At 67.8% G+C, this 17,216-nt stretch carries 10 protein-coding genes; 6 read left to right on the forward strand and 4 right to left on the reverse strand.

The genetic code is table 11. The features are described 5' to 3' along the window. Nucleotides 1-362: 362 nt before the first annotated feature. Nucleotides 363-857 (reverse strand): hypothetical protein, encoded by a 495-nt coding sequence (locus KEG57_RS53660; RefSeq protein WP_272428223.1) that lies wholly within the window; start codon nt 855-857, stop codon nt 363-365. 348 nt (nt 858-1,205) lie between these two features. Here KEG57_RS53660 and KEG57_RS53665 point away from each other — a divergent pair, with 348 nt between their 5' ends. Further along, the gene (locus KEG57_RS53665; RefSeq protein WP_272428222.1) at nt 1,206-2,852 is read left to right on the forward strand and encodes a fumarate hydratase; all 1,647 of its coding nucleotides are present in this window, start codon (nt 1,206-1,208) and stop codon (nt 2,850-2,852) included. Between the two features lie 7 nt (nt 2,853-2,859). Next, entirely contained in the window at nt 2,860-3,618 is a 759-nt protein-coding gene (locus tag KEG57_RS53670) for a hypothetical protein (RefSeq protein ID WP_272428221.1), read from the forward strand. 3 nt (nt 3,619-3,621) lie between these two features. On the opposite strand, the gene KEG57_RS53675 is transcribed toward KEG57_RS53670, so the two are convergent. Together KEG57_RS53675 and KEG57_RS53680 are read right to left on the reverse strand one after the other, a co-directional pair. Continuing rightward, nucleotides 3,622-4,857: a hypothetical protein gene (locus tag KEG57_RS53675; protein WP_272428220.1), complete on the reverse strand. Its 1,236-nt coding sequence runs from the start codon at nt 4,855-4,857 to the stop codon at nt 3,622-3,624. Between the two features lie 16 nt (nt 4,858-4,873). Then, nucleotides 4,874-6,133, reverse strand: coding sequence for a hypothetical protein (locus KEG57_RS53680; RefSeq protein ID WP_272428219.1), 1,260 nt, complete (start codon nt 6,131-6,133; stop codon nt 4,874-4,876). Nucleotides 6,134-7,027: 894 nt separating this feature from the next. On the opposite strand from KEG57_RS53680, the gene KEG57_RS53685 reads away from it, so the two are divergent. The 3 genes from KEG57_RS53685 (at nt 7,028) to KEG57_RS53695 (ending at nt 9,496) form a co-directional block, all read left to right on the forward strand. Then, nucleotides 7,028-7,357, forward strand: a complete 330-nt coding sequence (locus KEG57_RS53685; protein WP_272428218.1) for a four helix bundle protein — start codon at nt 7,028-7,030, stop codon at nt 7,355-7,357. Nucleotides 7,358-7,496: 139 nt separating this feature from the next. After that, nucleotides 7,497-8,108: a TetR/AcrR family transcriptional regulator gene (locus tag KEG57_RS53690; protein ID WP_272428217.1), complete on the forward strand. Its 612-nt coding sequence runs from the start codon at nt 7,497-7,499 to the stop codon at nt 8,106-8,108. Then, complete coding sequence (locus KEG57_RS53695; RefSeq protein WP_272428216.1) at nt 8,105-9,496, forward strand: carotenoid oxygenase family protein; 1,392 nt, start codon at nt 8,105-8,107, stop codon at nt 9,494-9,496. Before KEG57_RS53690 ends, KEG57_RS53695 begins: the two co-directional genes overlap by 4 nt. Nucleotides 9,497-9,913: 417 nt before the next feature. Here KEG57_RS53695 and KEG57_RS53700 read toward each other — a convergent pair whose 3' ends face one another. Continuing rightward, nucleotides 9,914-14,791: an AAA family ATPase gene (locus tag KEG57_RS53700; protein WP_272428531.1), complete on the reverse strand. Its 4,878-nt coding sequence runs from the start codon at nt 14,789-14,791 to the stop codon at nt 9,914-9,916. 1,372 nt (nt 14,792-16,163) lie between these two features. Between KEG57_RS53700 and KEG57_RS53705 the strand changes: the two genes are divergently transcribed. Then, nucleotides 16,164-16,550 (forward strand): nuclear transport factor 2 family protein, encoded by a 387-nt coding sequence (locus tag KEG57_RS53705; RefSeq protein ID WP_272428533.1) that lies wholly within the window; start codon nt 16,164-16,166, stop codon nt 16,548-16,550. Nucleotides 16,551-17,216: the final 666 nt, after the last annotated feature.

Raw genomic sequence — 17,216 nt, forward strand, 5'->3', positions numbered from 1 at the left:
CTCATCCGGGAGGCGCTTCGCCGGGGCGCGGCCCCGGACCCCGCGGGGGCTGTCCGCCCCTCGACCCGGACCAGCGCAAGCGCTGGACCTTTTGTGGAAGAACTGCGCGATGCGCAGTTCTTCCAAGGCGCCGGTGGCAAGACCAGGAAGGTGCGTTGCACGCTGGCAACGGGCACGTTGCCCGTTGAACCGTCAGCCTCGCCGGTCTTGACCTGGCCTGTTCGATGAACTGCGCGTTGCGCAGTTCATCGACCCTGGGTCCAGCGCTTGCGCTGGTCCGGGTCCAGGGGCGGATAGCCCCGGTGGGGCCTGGGGCAAAGCCCCAGCGCAGCGCCTCCCAGATGAGACCAATGCTTGGCGGATCAGCCGATGTGATGGTGCAGCGCCCGTGCCTCGGCGATGTCCCAGGCGAGATCCTCGGCTGAGATCACCTGACGCGTCTTCGTCGCGATCTGCGGCACGAGCCACCGCACTGCGTCTCCGATGTCACCGAAGTTTTTCTCGGGGTACGCCCGGACCTTGAGGGCGCTCGTCGCCTTCACGGTGCCGCGGAGGAGACTTGATCGCATGCCGTCTCCCTCGACGACGACGGCGCTCGCGAGGACGTGCGGGGCCATGAACTCGTCGAGCTTGCGCATCTCGGCTTCGAGGCTGTCGGGGATGGCGAGCCGCTGCGGGATGATGACGGCGACGAGACCGAACGACTTCGCGTCGTGATCGGACTCCTCGAGTAGCCAGCGCTTCACGGCGAAGGCGCGCCGCACGCGGTCGAGGTTGATCCTGCCCCAGACCGTCACGAGCACGTGGCCTCTCGTGGCGACGAGATACTCTTCGTCTGCGTCGAGGACCTGGAGCATCGCGATCCTTTATCCAGCCAAGACCGCCCCCGTCAAGGGGCGAAGGGTCAAGGCATGGGGCGGGCCTCCAGGAAATCGTGGATGTAGTCCGTCACAGCAGGCTCCAAGCCGAGATCCAAGCGCGCATATCTCGATGCTACCGCGATCGTTCGCGTGTTGTCTCGCGCGCGGCAGCTTTGTGATGTCTTCGAGGTACCCCGTTCCTTTGCAGCGTGGGTGCTGGATGTCGGGCGACGCAATCCCGTGAACCGGTGCCGCCAGAACCAGACCGTCGATCGCTGCAATTGTCCGCCCCCCTGCGAACGCGCCCTTGGCACGCACCTACCGCCTCGGGTACACCTTCGCCCGATGAGCGATTTCCAGTTCCAGGACATGCTCCCCCTCGGCAAGGACGAGACGCCCTACCGCCTCGTCACGAAGGACCACGTCTCGACGATCGAGGCGGCTGGCAGGACGTTCTTGAAGGTCGAGCCGGAGGGCCTCTCGCTCCTCGCGCGGGAAGCCATGCGCGACATCGCGCACCTGCTCCGCCCGGGTCACCTCGCGCAGCTTGCGCGGATCCTCGAAGACCCGGAGGCCTCGGCGAACGACCGCTTCGTTGCGCTGGAGCTGCTCCGGAACGCGAACATCGCCGCCGGGTTCGTCCTGCCCTCCTGCCAGGACACGGGCACCGCGATCGTGATGGGCAAGAAGGGGCAGTACGTGCTGACCGAGGGCAGCGACGAGGCCGCGATCGCGCGCGGCGTCGCTGATACGTATCGCACGACGAACCTGCGCTACTCGCAGCTCGCGCCGCTCGACATGTACCGCGAGGTCAACACGAAGACGAACCTGCCGGCGCAGATCGAGATCTTCGCGACCGAAGGCGACGCCTACAAGTTCCTCTTCATGGCCAAGGGCGGGGGCTCGGCGAACAAGAGTTACCTCTACCAGGAGACGAAGGCGCTCCTGAATCCGGAGAGCCTGCTCGCGTTCGTCGAGCAGAAGATCCGCTCGCTCGGCACCGCGGCGTGCCCGCCGTACCACCTCGCCGTGGTCGTGGGCGGCACGAGCGCGGAGCAGACGCTCAAGGTCGCAAAGCTCGCGTCCGCCCGCTACCTCGACACCTTGCCCACCGAGGGCAACGAGCTCGGCCGCGGCTTCCGCGACGTCGAACTCGAACGGCAGATCCTCGCGATCACGCAGCGCACAGGGATCGGCGCGCAGTTCGGCGGGAAATACTTCTGCCACGACGTCCGCGTGATTCGCCTGCCCCGCCATGGCGCCTCGTGCCCCGTGGGCATCGCGGTCTCGTGCTCGGCCGATCGGCAGGCGCTCGCGAAGATCACGAAGGACGGCATCTTCCTCGAGGCGCTCGAGCGGGATCCGGCGAAGTACCTGCCCGAGACGACGGACGCGGAGCTCGGCGGCGAGGTCCTGCGGATCGACTTGAACCGCCCGATGAGCGAGATCCGGGCCGAGCTCTCGCGGTATCCGATCAAGACGCGCCTGTCGCTCTCGGGGCCGATGGTCGTGGCGCGGGACATCGCGCACGCGAAGATCAAGGAGCGCCTCGATCGCGGCGACGGCATGCCCGGATACATGAAGGATTTCATGGTGTATTACGCGGGCCCCGCGAAGACGCCGGAGGGCTATGCCTCGGGCTCGTTCGGGCCCACGACCGCGGGGCGCATGGATGCGTACGTGGACCTCTTCCAGGCGAACGGCGGGTCGTACGTGATGCTGGCCAAGGGCAACCGCTCGCGCGCGGTGACCGAGGCGTGCAAGAAACACGGCGGGTTTTATCTCGGCTCGATCGGCGGTCCGGCGGCGCGGCTCGCGAAGGATTGCATCAAGAAGGTCGAGGTGCTCGAATACCCCGAGCTCGGGATGGAGGCGGTCTGGAAGATCGAGGTCGTCGATTTCCCGGCGTTCATCGTGGTCGACGACAAGGGGAACGATTTCTTCGCGGACATCGACGGGCCGAAAGCCAAGCGGCTCGACGTCGCGAAATAGGAGGACCGTGCGCGCCCAGACTCCCTACCGTGATGCAGATCCCCTGGGCGCGCTCATCTCGGAGCACCCCGTCTCGATCGTCCAGCAGGGCATTCGTATCGGCGTGGGGCTCTTCTGCATCCTCGTCGCGCTCGATTGCGTGGCCCTGCCGCTCTTCTTCATGCCGAAGCACGAGGCGGTCGAGCTCACGGGCCTGCTCGTCTTCGGCGGGGCGGCGCTCGTCTTCGGCGCGCTCGGGATCTGGGCCTTCTCTCATTTCGTGCGGGCCCGCGGACAGCGCGTGGAGGTGCACGAGGAGGGGCTGCGCATCGGGCGCGGCAAGGACACGAGGGACGTGCGCTTTCACGACATCACGTCCGTGGGAGGCCTGTTCTGGGAGGCGCTCGGCGACGCCCCGCCCGAGGTCTCGGCGCTCTGGATCGACGACCGTGAAGGCAACCGCCTCCGGCTGCCCACGCCCGTGCGCGGCCCGTACGCGCTCGGCCGCGAGCTCACGGCGCGCACGTTCGAGCATCGGCTGGAGGAGGCCGAGCGGCGCATCCAGGAGGAAGGGCGCATGTTGTTCGGGCGCTGCATGCTCGACGAGATGCGCCTCTTCCTCGGCGAAGGGAACGCGGTCTGGCGTCAGGACGTCCTGCGGGCGAAACTCTCGTCGCGGTGGATCGAGGTGCGGCTCGCGAGGGGCGGCAAGCGCCTCGTGCCGACGGAAGAGGTCCCCGACGCGGATGTCTTGCTCGTGATGCTCCGGCCGAAGGCCGAGGCCTGACGTTCAATCCATCGGAATGGGCTCGACGTGTTTTGCCGCGCGCGCGGCTCGCGCGAGGCCCCGCTTCTCCCGCGCTGCGAAGGCGGTCGGATCATCCGCAAGGAACCGCTCGTTCGTCTGCGGGGGCAGCGGCCCTTGGCCTTTCTCCTGGACGCGCCCCTCGTACCAGCGCCGATAGATGTGCGTGCGGTAGGCGCGGTAGACCGCAATGCCGGCGATCACGGCGGCGACGCACCAGGCGTGGAACCACACCGAGCTTCCCTGCCCGAGCGCCGTCGCGGCCGGAAAGCGCGGGACGCGCCGGAGCCAGATCTCCCCCTTCACCCCCGGCGGCAGGTCCATGCCATCGTCCTCGTCGATCTCGACGAGCCCGCCGAAACGCGCTGTGCCCGGCGGCGATTCGTAACGCACGTCGACGGCGCGGTGCACGGTCTTCTTCCCTTTGCCGTTGCTCGTCTCGTACGTCCGTTTGCCGAGGAGCGTCGCGACCACGTTCTCCCCGAGGAAGACGCGCGCCCGGTACGTGGCGAGCGGGACGTTCATGACGAACCCGAGGAACACCACCCACACGCACGTCCAGAAGAAGGCCCGCGCGCGGAGCTCGTGGCGGCGGGAGAGGCTCTCCGTCGAGATGTGCATGCCTTTCTGCGGCGAGGGCTTCATCATCCAGCCCATCGTGGCGGCCTCGCGATACCCGGCGGTCTCGCCGATCCCCTCGGGATCCGGCGCCTTGTGGAGCCGCCCCTCCACCACGACCCGCTCGCCCGGCAAGAGCTCGGCGCGCAGCTTCCGCCGCGTCGGATGCAGCCATTCTTTTTGATCGAGCGTGTCGACGAGCAGCACGTCCTCGGGCGGCTCGACCCGGACGCGCGCGCCCGTGTCATGCCGCAGATAGAACGGCCGCGCGCGGATCTCGCGCTCCTTCTCCACCCACGTGTGCGTCTTGTGGTTGTTCTTGTCGGCCTGCTCGCTGCCGTCCTGCGTGATTGTCACCCGGACGGCATCGGACTCGCCTTGCGCGAGCTCGACGGTGCCGGCGACGAACCGCGCGCCCTCGAAGAGCGGGGCCTTCGGCTTGATGACGGCGTCGGCCTCGACGGCCGCGCGGCGCGCGCGCCGGATCTCGCGCACGCAGAACGCGATCACGAGAAACAGGACAGCGTCGAGCGCGAAGACGAAGACGTGCGACCACGGCGCGTCGATGTGGTTGTCCTCGAAGACCTTGACGATGGGTTGCAAGGGGGCGCTCCGCGAATCAACGGCAGGCGCCGAGCGCGTTCATGACTCGTTTCCAATCCGGGGCGTTGAGCCGTCCGGGGAACCAGTGCACGCGGGCGTCTGTTTCCCCGATGTTGATCCAGAGCTTGCCCACGGTGAACTCGTAATCGCGTTTCTTGGCCAGGAAATCGCGATCCTGCACCTTGGCCTTCCCGAGCTTGCCCTCCAGGCAGCCGACCAGGGCCTCGCGGCGCGCCGGGAACGCCTTGGTTCCGCGCAGGGCCACGATCCGGAGCGTGCCCCCCTTCTCGTTGGGATAGGAGAGCTCGGCGTTCCACAGGAGCGGGTGATCCACGGCGACGGTGACGCCGAGCTCGATGAACGTGGACAAGGCTGCGCCGGGGAACTTCTGGGTCAAGGTCGCGGCGGCCTTGTCGACGGTCGTCGTGAGGTCGATCGTCTCCAGCGCTGCGAAGGGATGCGGCGCGCCGATCCAGCGGGCTTCCTCGGCGGTCGGGCCACTTCCCGCGCCAAAGACGGCGTGGAGGACGAGCTTCCACATGGCGACGAGCTGCGCCTTGGCTTGCGCGCTCGTGCCGCCCACGCGCCCCCCCAGCACGGTGGCGGAGACGAGGCCGGTCTTCGCGTCGGTGTTCACAGCCACGAGGCCCGCCCAGTTCCAGCTCCCGTCCACGAGCCCACCGTGCAGGCGGCTCCCGAGGGCCTCGATCCCCTTGGGTTCCACGGTCGCTCCGGAGCGCTGCACGAGCGTGAAGCTGTGGGGAAACGCGGGCTCCTTGTCGTCGTACATGAACGAGATGCTCTGGTAGCGCGGGTGCGAGACGGACACGGCGAGCATGGAGCCCAGGGGGTTTCCGGAAAGCGCCTTCGCAAGGTTTTCCCGGGTCTGGTCGATTCGAACGGCCGCGAGCTCCTGGGGGGTCTTGCCCGGCAGCACGGTCGCCACGACACCGCCTTTCCCCGAGGAGCGGGGTTTGCCGAGGGTGACCAGCGCGACGGTGACGCCGAGGACGGCCGCCATGATCCCGGCAGCGAGGGCGCCGATCACGGCGCCCCGGGGGGGAGCGGGGTGATACGTGAGCGGCAGGTTCGACGGGGCCGGAACGTGCGGGGGCGGGATCCACTGAGGGGGCGGGCGGAAATCGCGGGGGGTCTCGGCGGAGACGGTGCGGAGGAGGCGGCGTTCGCTGGTGGTCCCGCAGTAGCGACACTTCGTGAGCGTCGCGTCGGGCTTCACGTCGAGCGGTGCACCGCATTGGCGGCATTCGAGGATCATGGGCGGGAGGAAGATACCATCAGGAGATCGGGAACCAAGGGTGGCGTGGACGGCGCGGGGGGCGTGCTCCCGAAGGGAAGACGCGCACGGATCCGACGCGAGCGAGGGGGAAACGTTCCCGGCTGCGTCATCGCCAAGCTAGGAGGACCCGGGGAACGTTCCCGGCTGCGTCATCGCCAAGCTAGGAGGACTCGGGGAACGTTCCCCCCTGCGTCAGAGCGAAGCTACAAGAGAGGGGGGAACGTTCCCCCCTGCGTCAGAGCGAAGCTACAAGAGAGGGGGGAACGTTCCGCGGTGCGTCAGAGCGACGCTACAAGAGAGGGGGGAACGTTCCCGGCTGGGTCCTAGCCGAGCTAGGAGGACGGGGGGAACGTTCCCGGCTGCGTCAGAGCGAAGCTACAAGAGAGGGGGGAACGTTCCCGGCTGCGTCATAGGCAAGCTGCAAGGACGGGGGGAACGTTCCTGGCGAGGTCCTAGCCAAGCGAGGAGGACGGGGGGAACGCGGGAGACGCTGTCCTCGCCAGGCGAAGTGCGCGACGGGAAGATTCCCCGGGGGCTCGTAGGGCGGCGCGGGGCGGCGGAGGCGGAGGCGGAGGCGGGGGCGGAGGCGGAGGCGGAGGCGGAGGCGGAGGCGGAAACGCAAACGCAAACGCAAACGCAAACGCAAACGCAAACGCAAACGCGAGTGGGACGGGTTGCAGGGATCCCGCTCGGGGACGGCGAGCGTACCGTCGTGCTCGGCCTCTTCAAGGCCAAGCCGTGCTCACCGTGCTCGCAGCACTGCGTGCTGCTCCGCGCGGTTCCGCGCGGTGCTGCGCAGCCTTGAAGAGGCCTGCGCGCGACGGTGTGGGACGGGGGTCCCGGCGATTGGGTCGTCGGGCGGAGGGTTCGTCAATGCTCAGGATTTACGATGTCGTTTTGGCCATGGCTGGAGACGCTGGGCTCATCGCGGAACGGATCGAACGGAAAGATCGAGATTTGGCTCGTCAGATGCGGCGGGCCATGCAGAGCGTGGCGCTCAATGTCGCCGAAGGCATGGGCAGCCTCCAGGGGCACAAACGGCAGCGCTACTCCACTGCCCTCGGCTCCGCCCGCGAGGTGCTGGCCTGCGTTCAGGTCGCCCAAGCCATGCGGCTCATCGAAAACGTCAATCCCAGCACGCTCGATCGCATGAATCACGTCATCGCCACGCTGAGCCGCCTCGTCTACCGCCGCGCCTCGTAGGAACAAGCCCTCCCTCGCCCCTCTCCCGGGATGGCTAGGTCCCTCTCCCGGGAGAACGCGGCCTGACGATCTCGAGGAGAAATATAACGCTGTTACACCTTCTCCTTGACGGATATATAACGCCGTTATATATCCGGTCATGCCCGCGCCATCCCATGCCACCGAGGCCACGCGTCGTGCCATCCTCGACGCGGCGGCGGAGCTCCTTGCCGAAGCGGGGGCGGAGCGCCTCTCGATACGCGAGGTCTGCGCGCGCGCAGGCGTGACGGCGCCGACGGTCTATCACCATTTCGGCGACAAGGATGGGCTCGTCCTGCAGGTGCTCGAGGACAGCTTCACGGCGTTCGTGCAGACGGTCGACGCGCTCGACAAGCCGCGGGATCCCATCGAGGCGCTCGCGCGGGCCTGGGATGGCTACGTGGCCTACGGCGTCGCGCACCCCATGCATTACCGCATCATGTTCATGCACCGCCTCGCCCGCGCGACGCCCATCCCCGCCGCGACGGCCGCGTTCCAGCGGCTCGTGGACGTCGTGTCCGCCGCGGAGGCAGAGGGCCTGCTCGTGCCGCCGCTGGAGGAGGCGTGCAAGGCGTTCTGGTCTTCGATGCACGGCGTCACCTCGCTCATCGCCTCCGGTCACCTGCCGCCCGATACCCCGGCCAGCGCGCTCGTGCGCGACGCCGTCATCGCCCACATCACCCGCCCGCGCGGCAGCGCGCGCCGCCCGGCAAAGAAGAGGAGCAAACCATGAGCCAGCATGAATCCGACGTGAACCCCTACCTGCAAGGCAATTTTGCTCCCTGGCGGATGGAGGGCGATGTCTGGGATCTCGACATCGAAGGCGAGCTGCCTGCCGCGCTGCGCGGCACCTTCTACCGCAACGGCCCGAACCCCGCCTACGAGCCGACCGGGCCCTACCACTGGTTCAGCGGCGACGGGATGATCCACGCCATCACGCTGCAGGACGGCCGCGCCTCGTACCGTAATCGCTACGTGAAGAGCCAGGGCCTCATCGAGGAGCGCGCCGCGGGCAGGTCGCTCTCCGGCAGCATGTTCCGTCCGAACCCCGATAGGCCGCGCAAGAACACGGCCAACACCAACATTGTCGCCCACGCGGGCCGGCTGCTCGCGCTCGTCGAGGCCTGCCTGCCCACCGAGCTCACCCCGGGCAGCCTGGAGACCCTGGGCGAATACGATTTCGGTGGCCGGCTGCGCGGCCCCATGACAGCCCACCCGAAGATCGATCCCGAGACCAGCGAGCTCGTGTTCTTCGGCAACTCGATCGCCGACGCCGCAGCCTTCAGCTACCACGTGGCCGACAGCGCGGGCGCGCTCGTGCATTCCACGCCCATCACGCTGCCCTGGGCCTCCATGGTGCACGATTTCGCGATCACCGAGGCCCACGCCGTCTTCCTCCTCGGCTCGCTGGTCTTCCGGCCGGAGCACCTCGCGGAGGGCAAGAACCCGTTTTCCTGGGAGCCCGAGCGCGGGATGCGCATCGGCGTGCTCCCGCGGCGAGGCGAGGGCGCAGCCGTGCGCTGGTTCGAGGTCGAGGAGGGTTACGTGTTCCATCCGATGAACGCATACGACGACGGCGACTCCATCGTGCTCGACGTGGCCCGCTATGGTCGAATGGATCTCATGGCCCCGGCAGCCATGCGCAATTCGGCCCCAGACGCCGACGAGGCGGCCCGGCTGCATCGCTATCGTATCGACCTCCAGGGCGGCGCTGTGCGCTCACAACCCCTCGACGACGTGTCGATCGAGTTCCCGCGCGTGGACGAGCGCCGCGTCGGCCGCAAGCACCGCTTCGGATACGCCGCGGCCGCGGGACCCGAGGGGAGCTCGCACAGGTCCCTCTGGACCGCAGTGCGGCGGTACGATCTCGAGCGCGGCACCTTCGAATCCCGCGCATTCGGCGAGGGCAACGGAGCAGGGGAGCCGCTCTTCGTCCCGAAGAACCCGGAGAGCGGCGAGGGCGACGGGTACGTGCTGGTGCTGGTCTACAATCAGGCACGCAATGCGAGCGATCTCTGGGTGCTCAATGCAGAGGACATTCAGGGCGAGCCCGTGGCCCGTGTGCGGCTGCCGCACCGCGTTCCCTATGGCTTTCACGGCAACTGGGTGCCCGCCGCCTGAGTCGCCTGGGCATTGGTCTCATTTTGGGGAGGCGCTGCGCTGGGGCTTTGCCCCAGGCCCCAGCAGGGGCTGTCCGCCCCTGCACCCGGACCAGCGCAAGCGCTGGACCCGGGGTCGATGAACTGCGCGATGCGCAGTTCATCGAACAGGCCAGGTCAAGACCAACGACGATCCTGCCAGCCAAGACAGCAGCGCTGAGGTTCAACTGGCAACGTGCCCGCCGCCAGCGTGCAACGCACCTTCCTGGTCTTGCCACCGGCCTGTGGGAAGAACTGCGCATCGCGCAGTTCTTCCCCAAATGGTCCAGGGCTTGCCCTGGTTCGGGTCGAGGGGCGAACAGCCCCCGCGGGGTCCGGGGCAGCGCCCCGGCGCGACGCCTCGCGATGAGACCAATGCTCAGATGCAAGGAAGCTCGGCTCAGGCGAGGCGCCGGAGGCAGAGCCGCAACCCGTCGCGCAGGTTGGCGCGCGTCTCGATCCCGCGCAGATCGACGCAGGAGGAGACCAGCGTGCGGGCGGCGCTCGCGTGGAGCCCCGTGATGAGTGCCCGCGCGCCGAGCAGCTCCACGGCGCGCCCGATGCGCACCAGCAATTCGGCCGCCTGCCCGTCCAGCGTGTCCACGCCGGTCACGTCGATGATTGCGAAGTGCGTCGCCGAGCTCGCCACGCGCGAAAGCAGCCGCTCGGTGATCTCCGCGGCCCGCGGGCCGTCGAGCGCGCCGATGAGGGGCAATGCCAGGACCCCGTCCCAGACCTGGAGGATGGGCGTCGAGAGTGCCTGGATGAGCTCTTTCTGGCGCTCGATGAGGGCATGGCTGTGCGCGAGCATCTCCGCCTGGCTGCGCTCGCGCTCGCCGCTCAAGGTCACGATCTCCGCATGCGCCTCCTCGAGCGCCCGGGTCCTGTCCTCCACCTTGCGCTCCAGGCTCGCGTAGAGCAGCGCATTCTCGATGGATATCGCCATCTGCGTGGAGAGCATCCGCAAAAGCTCCACGCGATCGGGCGTGAATGCGAAGGCGGCGAGCTCGTTCTCGAGATAGAGCACCCCCACGATCCCCCCGCGCTTGCCCACCGGCGCCGCCAGGAGCGACCGCGCCTTGCCCTGCGCGAGCCAGCGATCGCCGGAGAACTGCTCCGCGCTCGCCGCGTCCCCGAGGACCACGCTTTCGCCCGTCCGCGCCACGTAATGCACGATTCCCGTGGGCAGATCCTCGCGCGTCTCCAGGGGCACGCCCGCGAGCAGGGTGACCTTTCCGCGCTGGAGCTCCTCCTCGGCCTGGATCAAGAGATCGTCATTCTCTTTGAGGATCAAAATGCCCCGCGTCGCTCCGGCGCTCTCGAGGGCGATCCGCAAGAGCCTCTCGAGCAGGCGCGAGAGCACCACCTCGCCGGAGATGGCTTGCATGGCCTTGATGGCCGCGTGCACGTCGAGCGCCCGCGCGCTGCCGTCCTCCGCCCCTGCGCTGGCGCCCACGTGCGGCCCGCGGGCGGCGCGCGGCATGAGCGCGAAGAAGCTCTTTTCGAGGCGCTCCGTCACCGAGGCCGCCCCCCATTGACCGTAGAGCGCGTGCGCCTCGTGGAGGTACGTGCGCGCGACCTTCGGCTTTCCGAGGCGCAGGTGATAACGCGCGCACAGCTCGTTGCCGAGCGCCTCGTCCTGCACGAAACCTCCCGCGGCCGCCGCCGCGATGCCCTCATCGTAGAGATCGACGGCCGAAAGGCGCTCGCCGCGGGCCCGGGCAATCTCGGCGCGCAAGAGGAGCGCGCGGTGCCGGTGGTTGTCCGGGCACAGATCGGCCCAGCAAGAGAGCTTTTCGGCGGAGGCCTCGGCGCGGGCCAGGTTTCTCGCGCGCATCTCGGGTGCGGCCTCTTCCGCGGCCAGCAGCAGCGCCAGGGAGGCATAGAAGTGATAGACGACGCTCACGTGCCAGCTCACGACCGAGGGGATGTCGGGCTCGGCCCCGAGGGCCACCTCCGCCGCCTCGGCGTAACGGCCCTGGAAGACGTCGTGCATGATGGTGAAGTTATCCGCGAAGAACAGCACGGCGCGGTTGCCCATCGCGGTCGCCGTGCTCCGGACGGCGTCGATGTCGAGCCAATCCCCCAAAAGCTTGTCGCTCTGCGCGGACGGGGTGGAAAGGTTCTGCGCGATCTGGGCGGCGGCGTTCACGATCCAGGTGAAGCCGCCGGAGACGTCGAGCTTGCACACCGGCGCGAGCGCCGCCGCCTCCTCGAGGACCTCCGCGAGACGCGCGCCCGAGAGCAGGCTGTTCGTGGGGATGTTCGTCGCATTGTAAAAGGCCCAGACGTACTGGCCCGTCTCGAGGCCCACGTGCACGCCCCGCGGGAAGTTCTCCTTGTACTTCGAATAGGGCTCCTTCCAGTGCTGCACGAACGCGCCCCACATGTTGCAGAGCATCGATTCGGATTTCTTCTCCGGATAACGCTCGCTCACCCGCACCGCGAGCTTTCCGAACTGGTAGCCGAGCTCGATGTCCCCCCGCACGCAGAGGAACATCCCGAAATTCACGAACGCATAGATCGTGTGCTTCGACAGCCCGTGCGCGAGCGCCTGCTGCACCATCTTCGCCACCGTGATCGCGTGGTTGTTCGGCGAGACGAAGTAGCAGGGCGAGAGCATGTCCTCGAGCACGTCCTGGAGGGCCATGATCTCGGGATCCGCGAGGAGCGGCAGATCGACCAGCGAGTCGATGGGGCGGCCCTCGAGCGCGGCGAGGGTCGCGTCGAGCTCGGCGCTGCTCGCCTCATCGCTCGGAAAGCGCGGCAGATGGATGCCGAAGGGCTCGAGCGCGGCGAGGCCCTCATCGAGGGCGGCGAGGAGATCGTTCGTCAAAACGTGGGCGTTCATCACGAGCCGCCGGACCTGGGTGCGCTCGAGGCGGCTCCGGGCGTGCGTGAAGGCCTGGCCGAGCGTCTCCCGCGCCTGCGCGTGACGCTCGCACAGGGCCTCCATCTCGCCCTTCTTCATGAAATAGCGGAGCGCGAGATCGTAGTGGGCATCCCAGGCGTCCGCGGGGAGCAGGACGATGCCGTGCTCGAGGTAGCGGAGAGCGGCTGGGAATGCGGCTGCCCCCCCGGCGCGCTCGGCGGCGGCGAGGTTCATTTTGCAGAGCGTGAGGAGCTCCTCGGCCTCCAGCACCAGCGCGCGCGCGCTGTTCAGGTGGCCCGTGGCGTCGAACAGGCTCTGCGCGTCGCTCTTCTTCGAGAAGAGGCGCCCGATGTGCAGGTGGAGCGCGGCCCGCTCGTCCTCGGCGAGCATCGCATAGGCGGCCTCCTGGATCTTGTCGTGGGTGAAACGGTATGAATCGCCGGCGCGCGCCACGAGCCCTGCCTCGAGGGCCGGGGCGAGGCGGCCGTACGCCTCCTCCGGCGCGCATGCGGTGACGATGCTGAGCGTGCAGAGCTCGAACGGGCTGCCAATGGCGGCGCCGATCTCGAGCGCCTCCTGCGTGACCCGGGGCAGGTGCCGGATCGCGTCGAGCATCAAGTCCACCACGTTGGCCATGTGTGGCATCGCGGCGATCGCCTCGAGCGAGCTCCAGCCGAGCGATCCGTCCGGTCCGGGCGTGAGGGCCCCCTTTTCGTGGAGCGACCGCAAGAGCTGCCGCACGAAAAATGGATTGCCTCCCGTCTTTTGCAATACGAGCTCGGCCGCGCCCTCGGGGCTCGGCGCGCGCAGGCTGTCCGCGAGCAGCTCTTTGACGTGCTCGAGCCGGAGCGGGCCGAGCACGATCTCCCGCAGGCCGAGGCCGCCCTTTCGCAGCTCCGCGAGTGTCGTGCGGAGCGGGTGCGTGACATTCACCTCGTTGTCGCGGTAAGCGCCCGTGAAGAAGAGAGCCTCGATGCTGTCGTCGAGCAGGAGCGTGGTAAGCAGGCGCAGGCTCGCCGCGTCGGCCCATTGCAGGTCGTCGAGGAAGAGCACCAGCGGATGGGCGCGCCGGGCGAATACCGAGACGAACCTCCGCATCGCGAGGGTGAATCGATTCTGGGCCTCGACGGGCCCGAGGGCCGGCGCGGGCGGCAGCTCGCCGAGGACGTGCGCAAGCGAGGGGAGCACCTCGCAGACGACGGACGCGTTCGGGCCGAGCGCGGCGAGGAGCGCCTCTTTCCACGCGCGCACGCGTCCTTCGCTCTCGCATAGGATTGTCCGGACGAGCCCGTCGAAGGCCTGGAGGATGGCGCTATAGGGCGCCTCGCGGTTCAACTGGTCGTACTTGCCCGTGATGTAATAGCCCCTGGCCCGCGCGAGCGGCTTCAAGATCTCCGCGACCAGCGAGGATTTCCCGACGCCCGAGTAGCCCGAGACGAGCGTGATCTCGCGCGCCCGGCCGAGCACCCGCTCGAAGGACGCGACGAGCTCCGCGACGTCGTTCTCGCGCCCGTAGAGCTTGTTCCGGAGCAGCAGGCGGGCGTTTTCGTGCAGCACTCCGAGGGGGAATTCGTCGATACCGCCATCGGGGCGGAGCCGCTGCCGGCACGCCTCGAGGTCGGCGAGGAGGCTCTTCGTGCTCTGGTAGCGATCCTCGGGGTTCTTTTCGAGCAGCCGGAGCACGATCGCCTCGAGCGGCGGCGGCACGTCGAAAGCGATCTTGGAAGGCCGCTCGGGCGCGAGGGCGAGGTGCGCGTGGATGAGCTCGAGCGGGTCCCGGGATCGAAATGGCAATTGCCCGGTGAGGAGCGCATAGAAGATGACGCCCAACGAATAGAGGTCGGAGCGCTCGTCGACGCCGCGGTTCATGCGCCCGGTCTGCTCGGGGGCGAAGAAGGGCAGGGTCTCGGCGACGAAATGCGGTTCGTAAAGTGCGTCATTTTCGCGGCTCAGCGCCGCATCCGTGCCGAAGCTCGCGATGGTGGGGCGGCCGCTCGCGTCGACGACGATGCTCGCCGCCGAAAGCCCCCGGTGCACGACGCCGGCCGCGTGTATCGCGCCGAGCGCCGTGGTGAGCGGGATGGCGAGGTCCAGAATCGCGCGCGCGGAAGCGGGCGACTTCAGGCGGGCTGACAGGGGCTCGCCCTCGACCTCGGCGAGGACCATGGCCATGCCCTCGCCGGTCGGCTCGAAGCCATGCACGCGCACCACGCCAGGGGCGCGCAGGCGCGACAGGCGTTGATAGTCGTGCTTGAAGCTGGCGACGTCAGCGACGCGATTGGACTCGGCGCGGAGCACCTTCACGCGCACCGGAAGACCGTCGCTCTCCCTGCGACCACGAAACAGCCGTGACATCGCAGTCCTTGCGAGCTCTTCCGTGATCGTTACTTCTTCCAGCCGGGTCATGTCGATGCCTCACATGCCCCCCCCGTTTGTCGCCGAACTCCCAGGCTATACGCCACGTGGGATCCGCGTCAATCATTGCGGCGAACGTGCAGGCGCGAGCACGCACGCAGGATGCGTCGGCACGTTGACACGTGCTCGCCTCGCTCGGAAAAGGACGTGCACGAATATCAAGAGATACGGGCGCTCTGGTGTTGGCCCGACATTTCGAGCATTGAGACGCACGCGAGCAGGCACCATGCGCGCAACCATCGAAAGCTGGTGCGTTGCGAACGAGAGGTCCTCGCGAGGCTTTCACCGCCGCCGAACCGTCCGATACCTACGGCACCTGAATTGCACCACGGATGCCCGAGGTTCACCGACGCTGCGTTGGCACGCTGTGCCGCGATCGAAAGGAAGGCAAGCATGAGCACTCTGTATCAGATGGGGCGCGCTCTCCGATTCGGGTTCGTCCTTTCGCTTGTGACCATGTTCGTCCTCGTGAATGGCTGTGCTTCGGAGGATGTCGTGGAGGAATCCGAGCCATCCACGGATCTGGCCACCGAAAACCTGGTGAGTGTGCCCCCCTCGGGCCAGTGGACATGCAAGATGGCAGGGTTGTACCTGTCCACGCTGGTGGTCTTTCCCGATGGACAGTGCAGCATCGTCCTGCCAGAGTCCTTTGGCTCATCGCGGATGTATTGCTCGGGCTCATCCCCTTTCCTGTCCTGCCCGGATTGCGAATCGCTCAGGGGAGGATGCTCTCTCCGGCCGTAGCGCTCTCCGGTGTGACAGCCGTGCATGGTCCGAAGCGAAATCGCCCGGGGCTCGCGGATACCGCGGGCAGACGCCACGTTTCTACGGATTTCCGAAATGAGGCCAGACCCGTCGCACACAAGTCGGGACGCCTCTGATCACGACGCACCTCTCCCCTCGACGGCACGTAACGCCATCGCAAGGACCAGGGCGGGGAACACACATAGGGCGGTCCATTGGCGCCATGCATACCTGTCCTGGAGGACAGACGACTCCATCGCAGGGATCAAACTGCGCTGCACGTGCCGGTGCGACGCGCACCATCACCAGGAGTGAGGCTACCAGTGCGATGGCAATCCGCTTCCTCTGCAAGCAATCCAGTACGATCGCCGTCATCGCACGCCGGGTCGTTCTCATGGCTGCCCCTCCTTCCTCGTCAGCCGCCTGACGACCTCATGGAGTGCGAGGAGCGGAGGTGCAAGAGGGTGAGAATCGCCCTGCGCGGGCCCGCCGGCGGCTCGTGCCAACGCCCCCGCGATTGCATCATCCTATCGAACTTGGAAAACGGTTGTGGACCCGGCGGCCGTTCCCGTAACCTCCTCCGCTGGGGCTCGACGCTACCGTGCCCCGAGAGGACTTCATGAAAGAAGCTGAGGCGAGGCAGATCATCGAGGCCTATTTCCACGCGGCAATGAAGGAGCCCGATATCCGGGTCTTCACCGCTTTTTTTGCGCCCGATGGCGTCCTCGAGGATCCGGTGGGGACGCCGCCGCTCCGCGGGCGTGAGGCGATTGCAAGCTTCCTGGAAGCAGGCAAGTCGAAGCTGGGGCCCTCCGAGATCGTCGTCCGGGAGATCATCACCTGCGGCAGCGAGAGCGCGGTGCGCTGGTCGGGCGACCTCTTGACCAAGCGAGGGGAGCGCCTGAACATCGAGGGTATCGGGGTCTTCACCTTCGACGAGCAGAACAAGCTCCGCCACGTCAGGGAGTTTTATGACGTGGCAAAGTTGCTCGCGATCTTCTCCTGAGCAGGCCGCGGCACCTCCGCGCGCACCGACCTGTCTCCGCTCCCCTTCCAAGACCACCTCCCCGCGCGCCGCCCTGTCTCCGCTCCCCTTCCAAGACCACCTCCCCGCGCGCCGACCTGTCTCCGCTCCCCTTCCAAGACCACCTCCCCATCCGGGGACCTGTCTTCGCGCCCCTTCCAAGACCACCTCCCCGTCCGGGGACCTGTCTTCGCGCCCCTTCCAAGACCACCTCCCCGCGCGCCGACCTGTCTCCGCTCCCCTTCCAAGACCACCTCCCCGCGCGCCGATCTCCCGTTGCGCCCTTTCCAAGACCACCTCCCCGCGCGCCGACCTGTTTCCGCTCCCCTTCCAAGACTACCTCCCCGCGCGCCGATCTCCCGTTGCGCCCTTTCCGCGCTCTTTGGCTGGCTGAAGGGCGAAGGGCCATGCATCCTCCGTGGAGGAGGGGTCCGGCAGGCCCCCGGAAGAAACACGGGTCTCATCTGGGAGGCGCTGCGCTGGGGCGTTGCCCCAGGCCCCACCGGGGCTATCCGCCCCTGGACCCGGGGCCTGCGCAAGCGCTGGACCCGGGGTCGATGAACTGCGCGATGCGCAGTTCATCGAACAGGCCGAGTCAAGACCGGCGAAGGCCCTGCCAACCAAGACCGCTGTGACTGGCAACGCTAC

The sequence above is a fragment of the Polyangium jinanense genome (genome assembly GCF_028435365.1).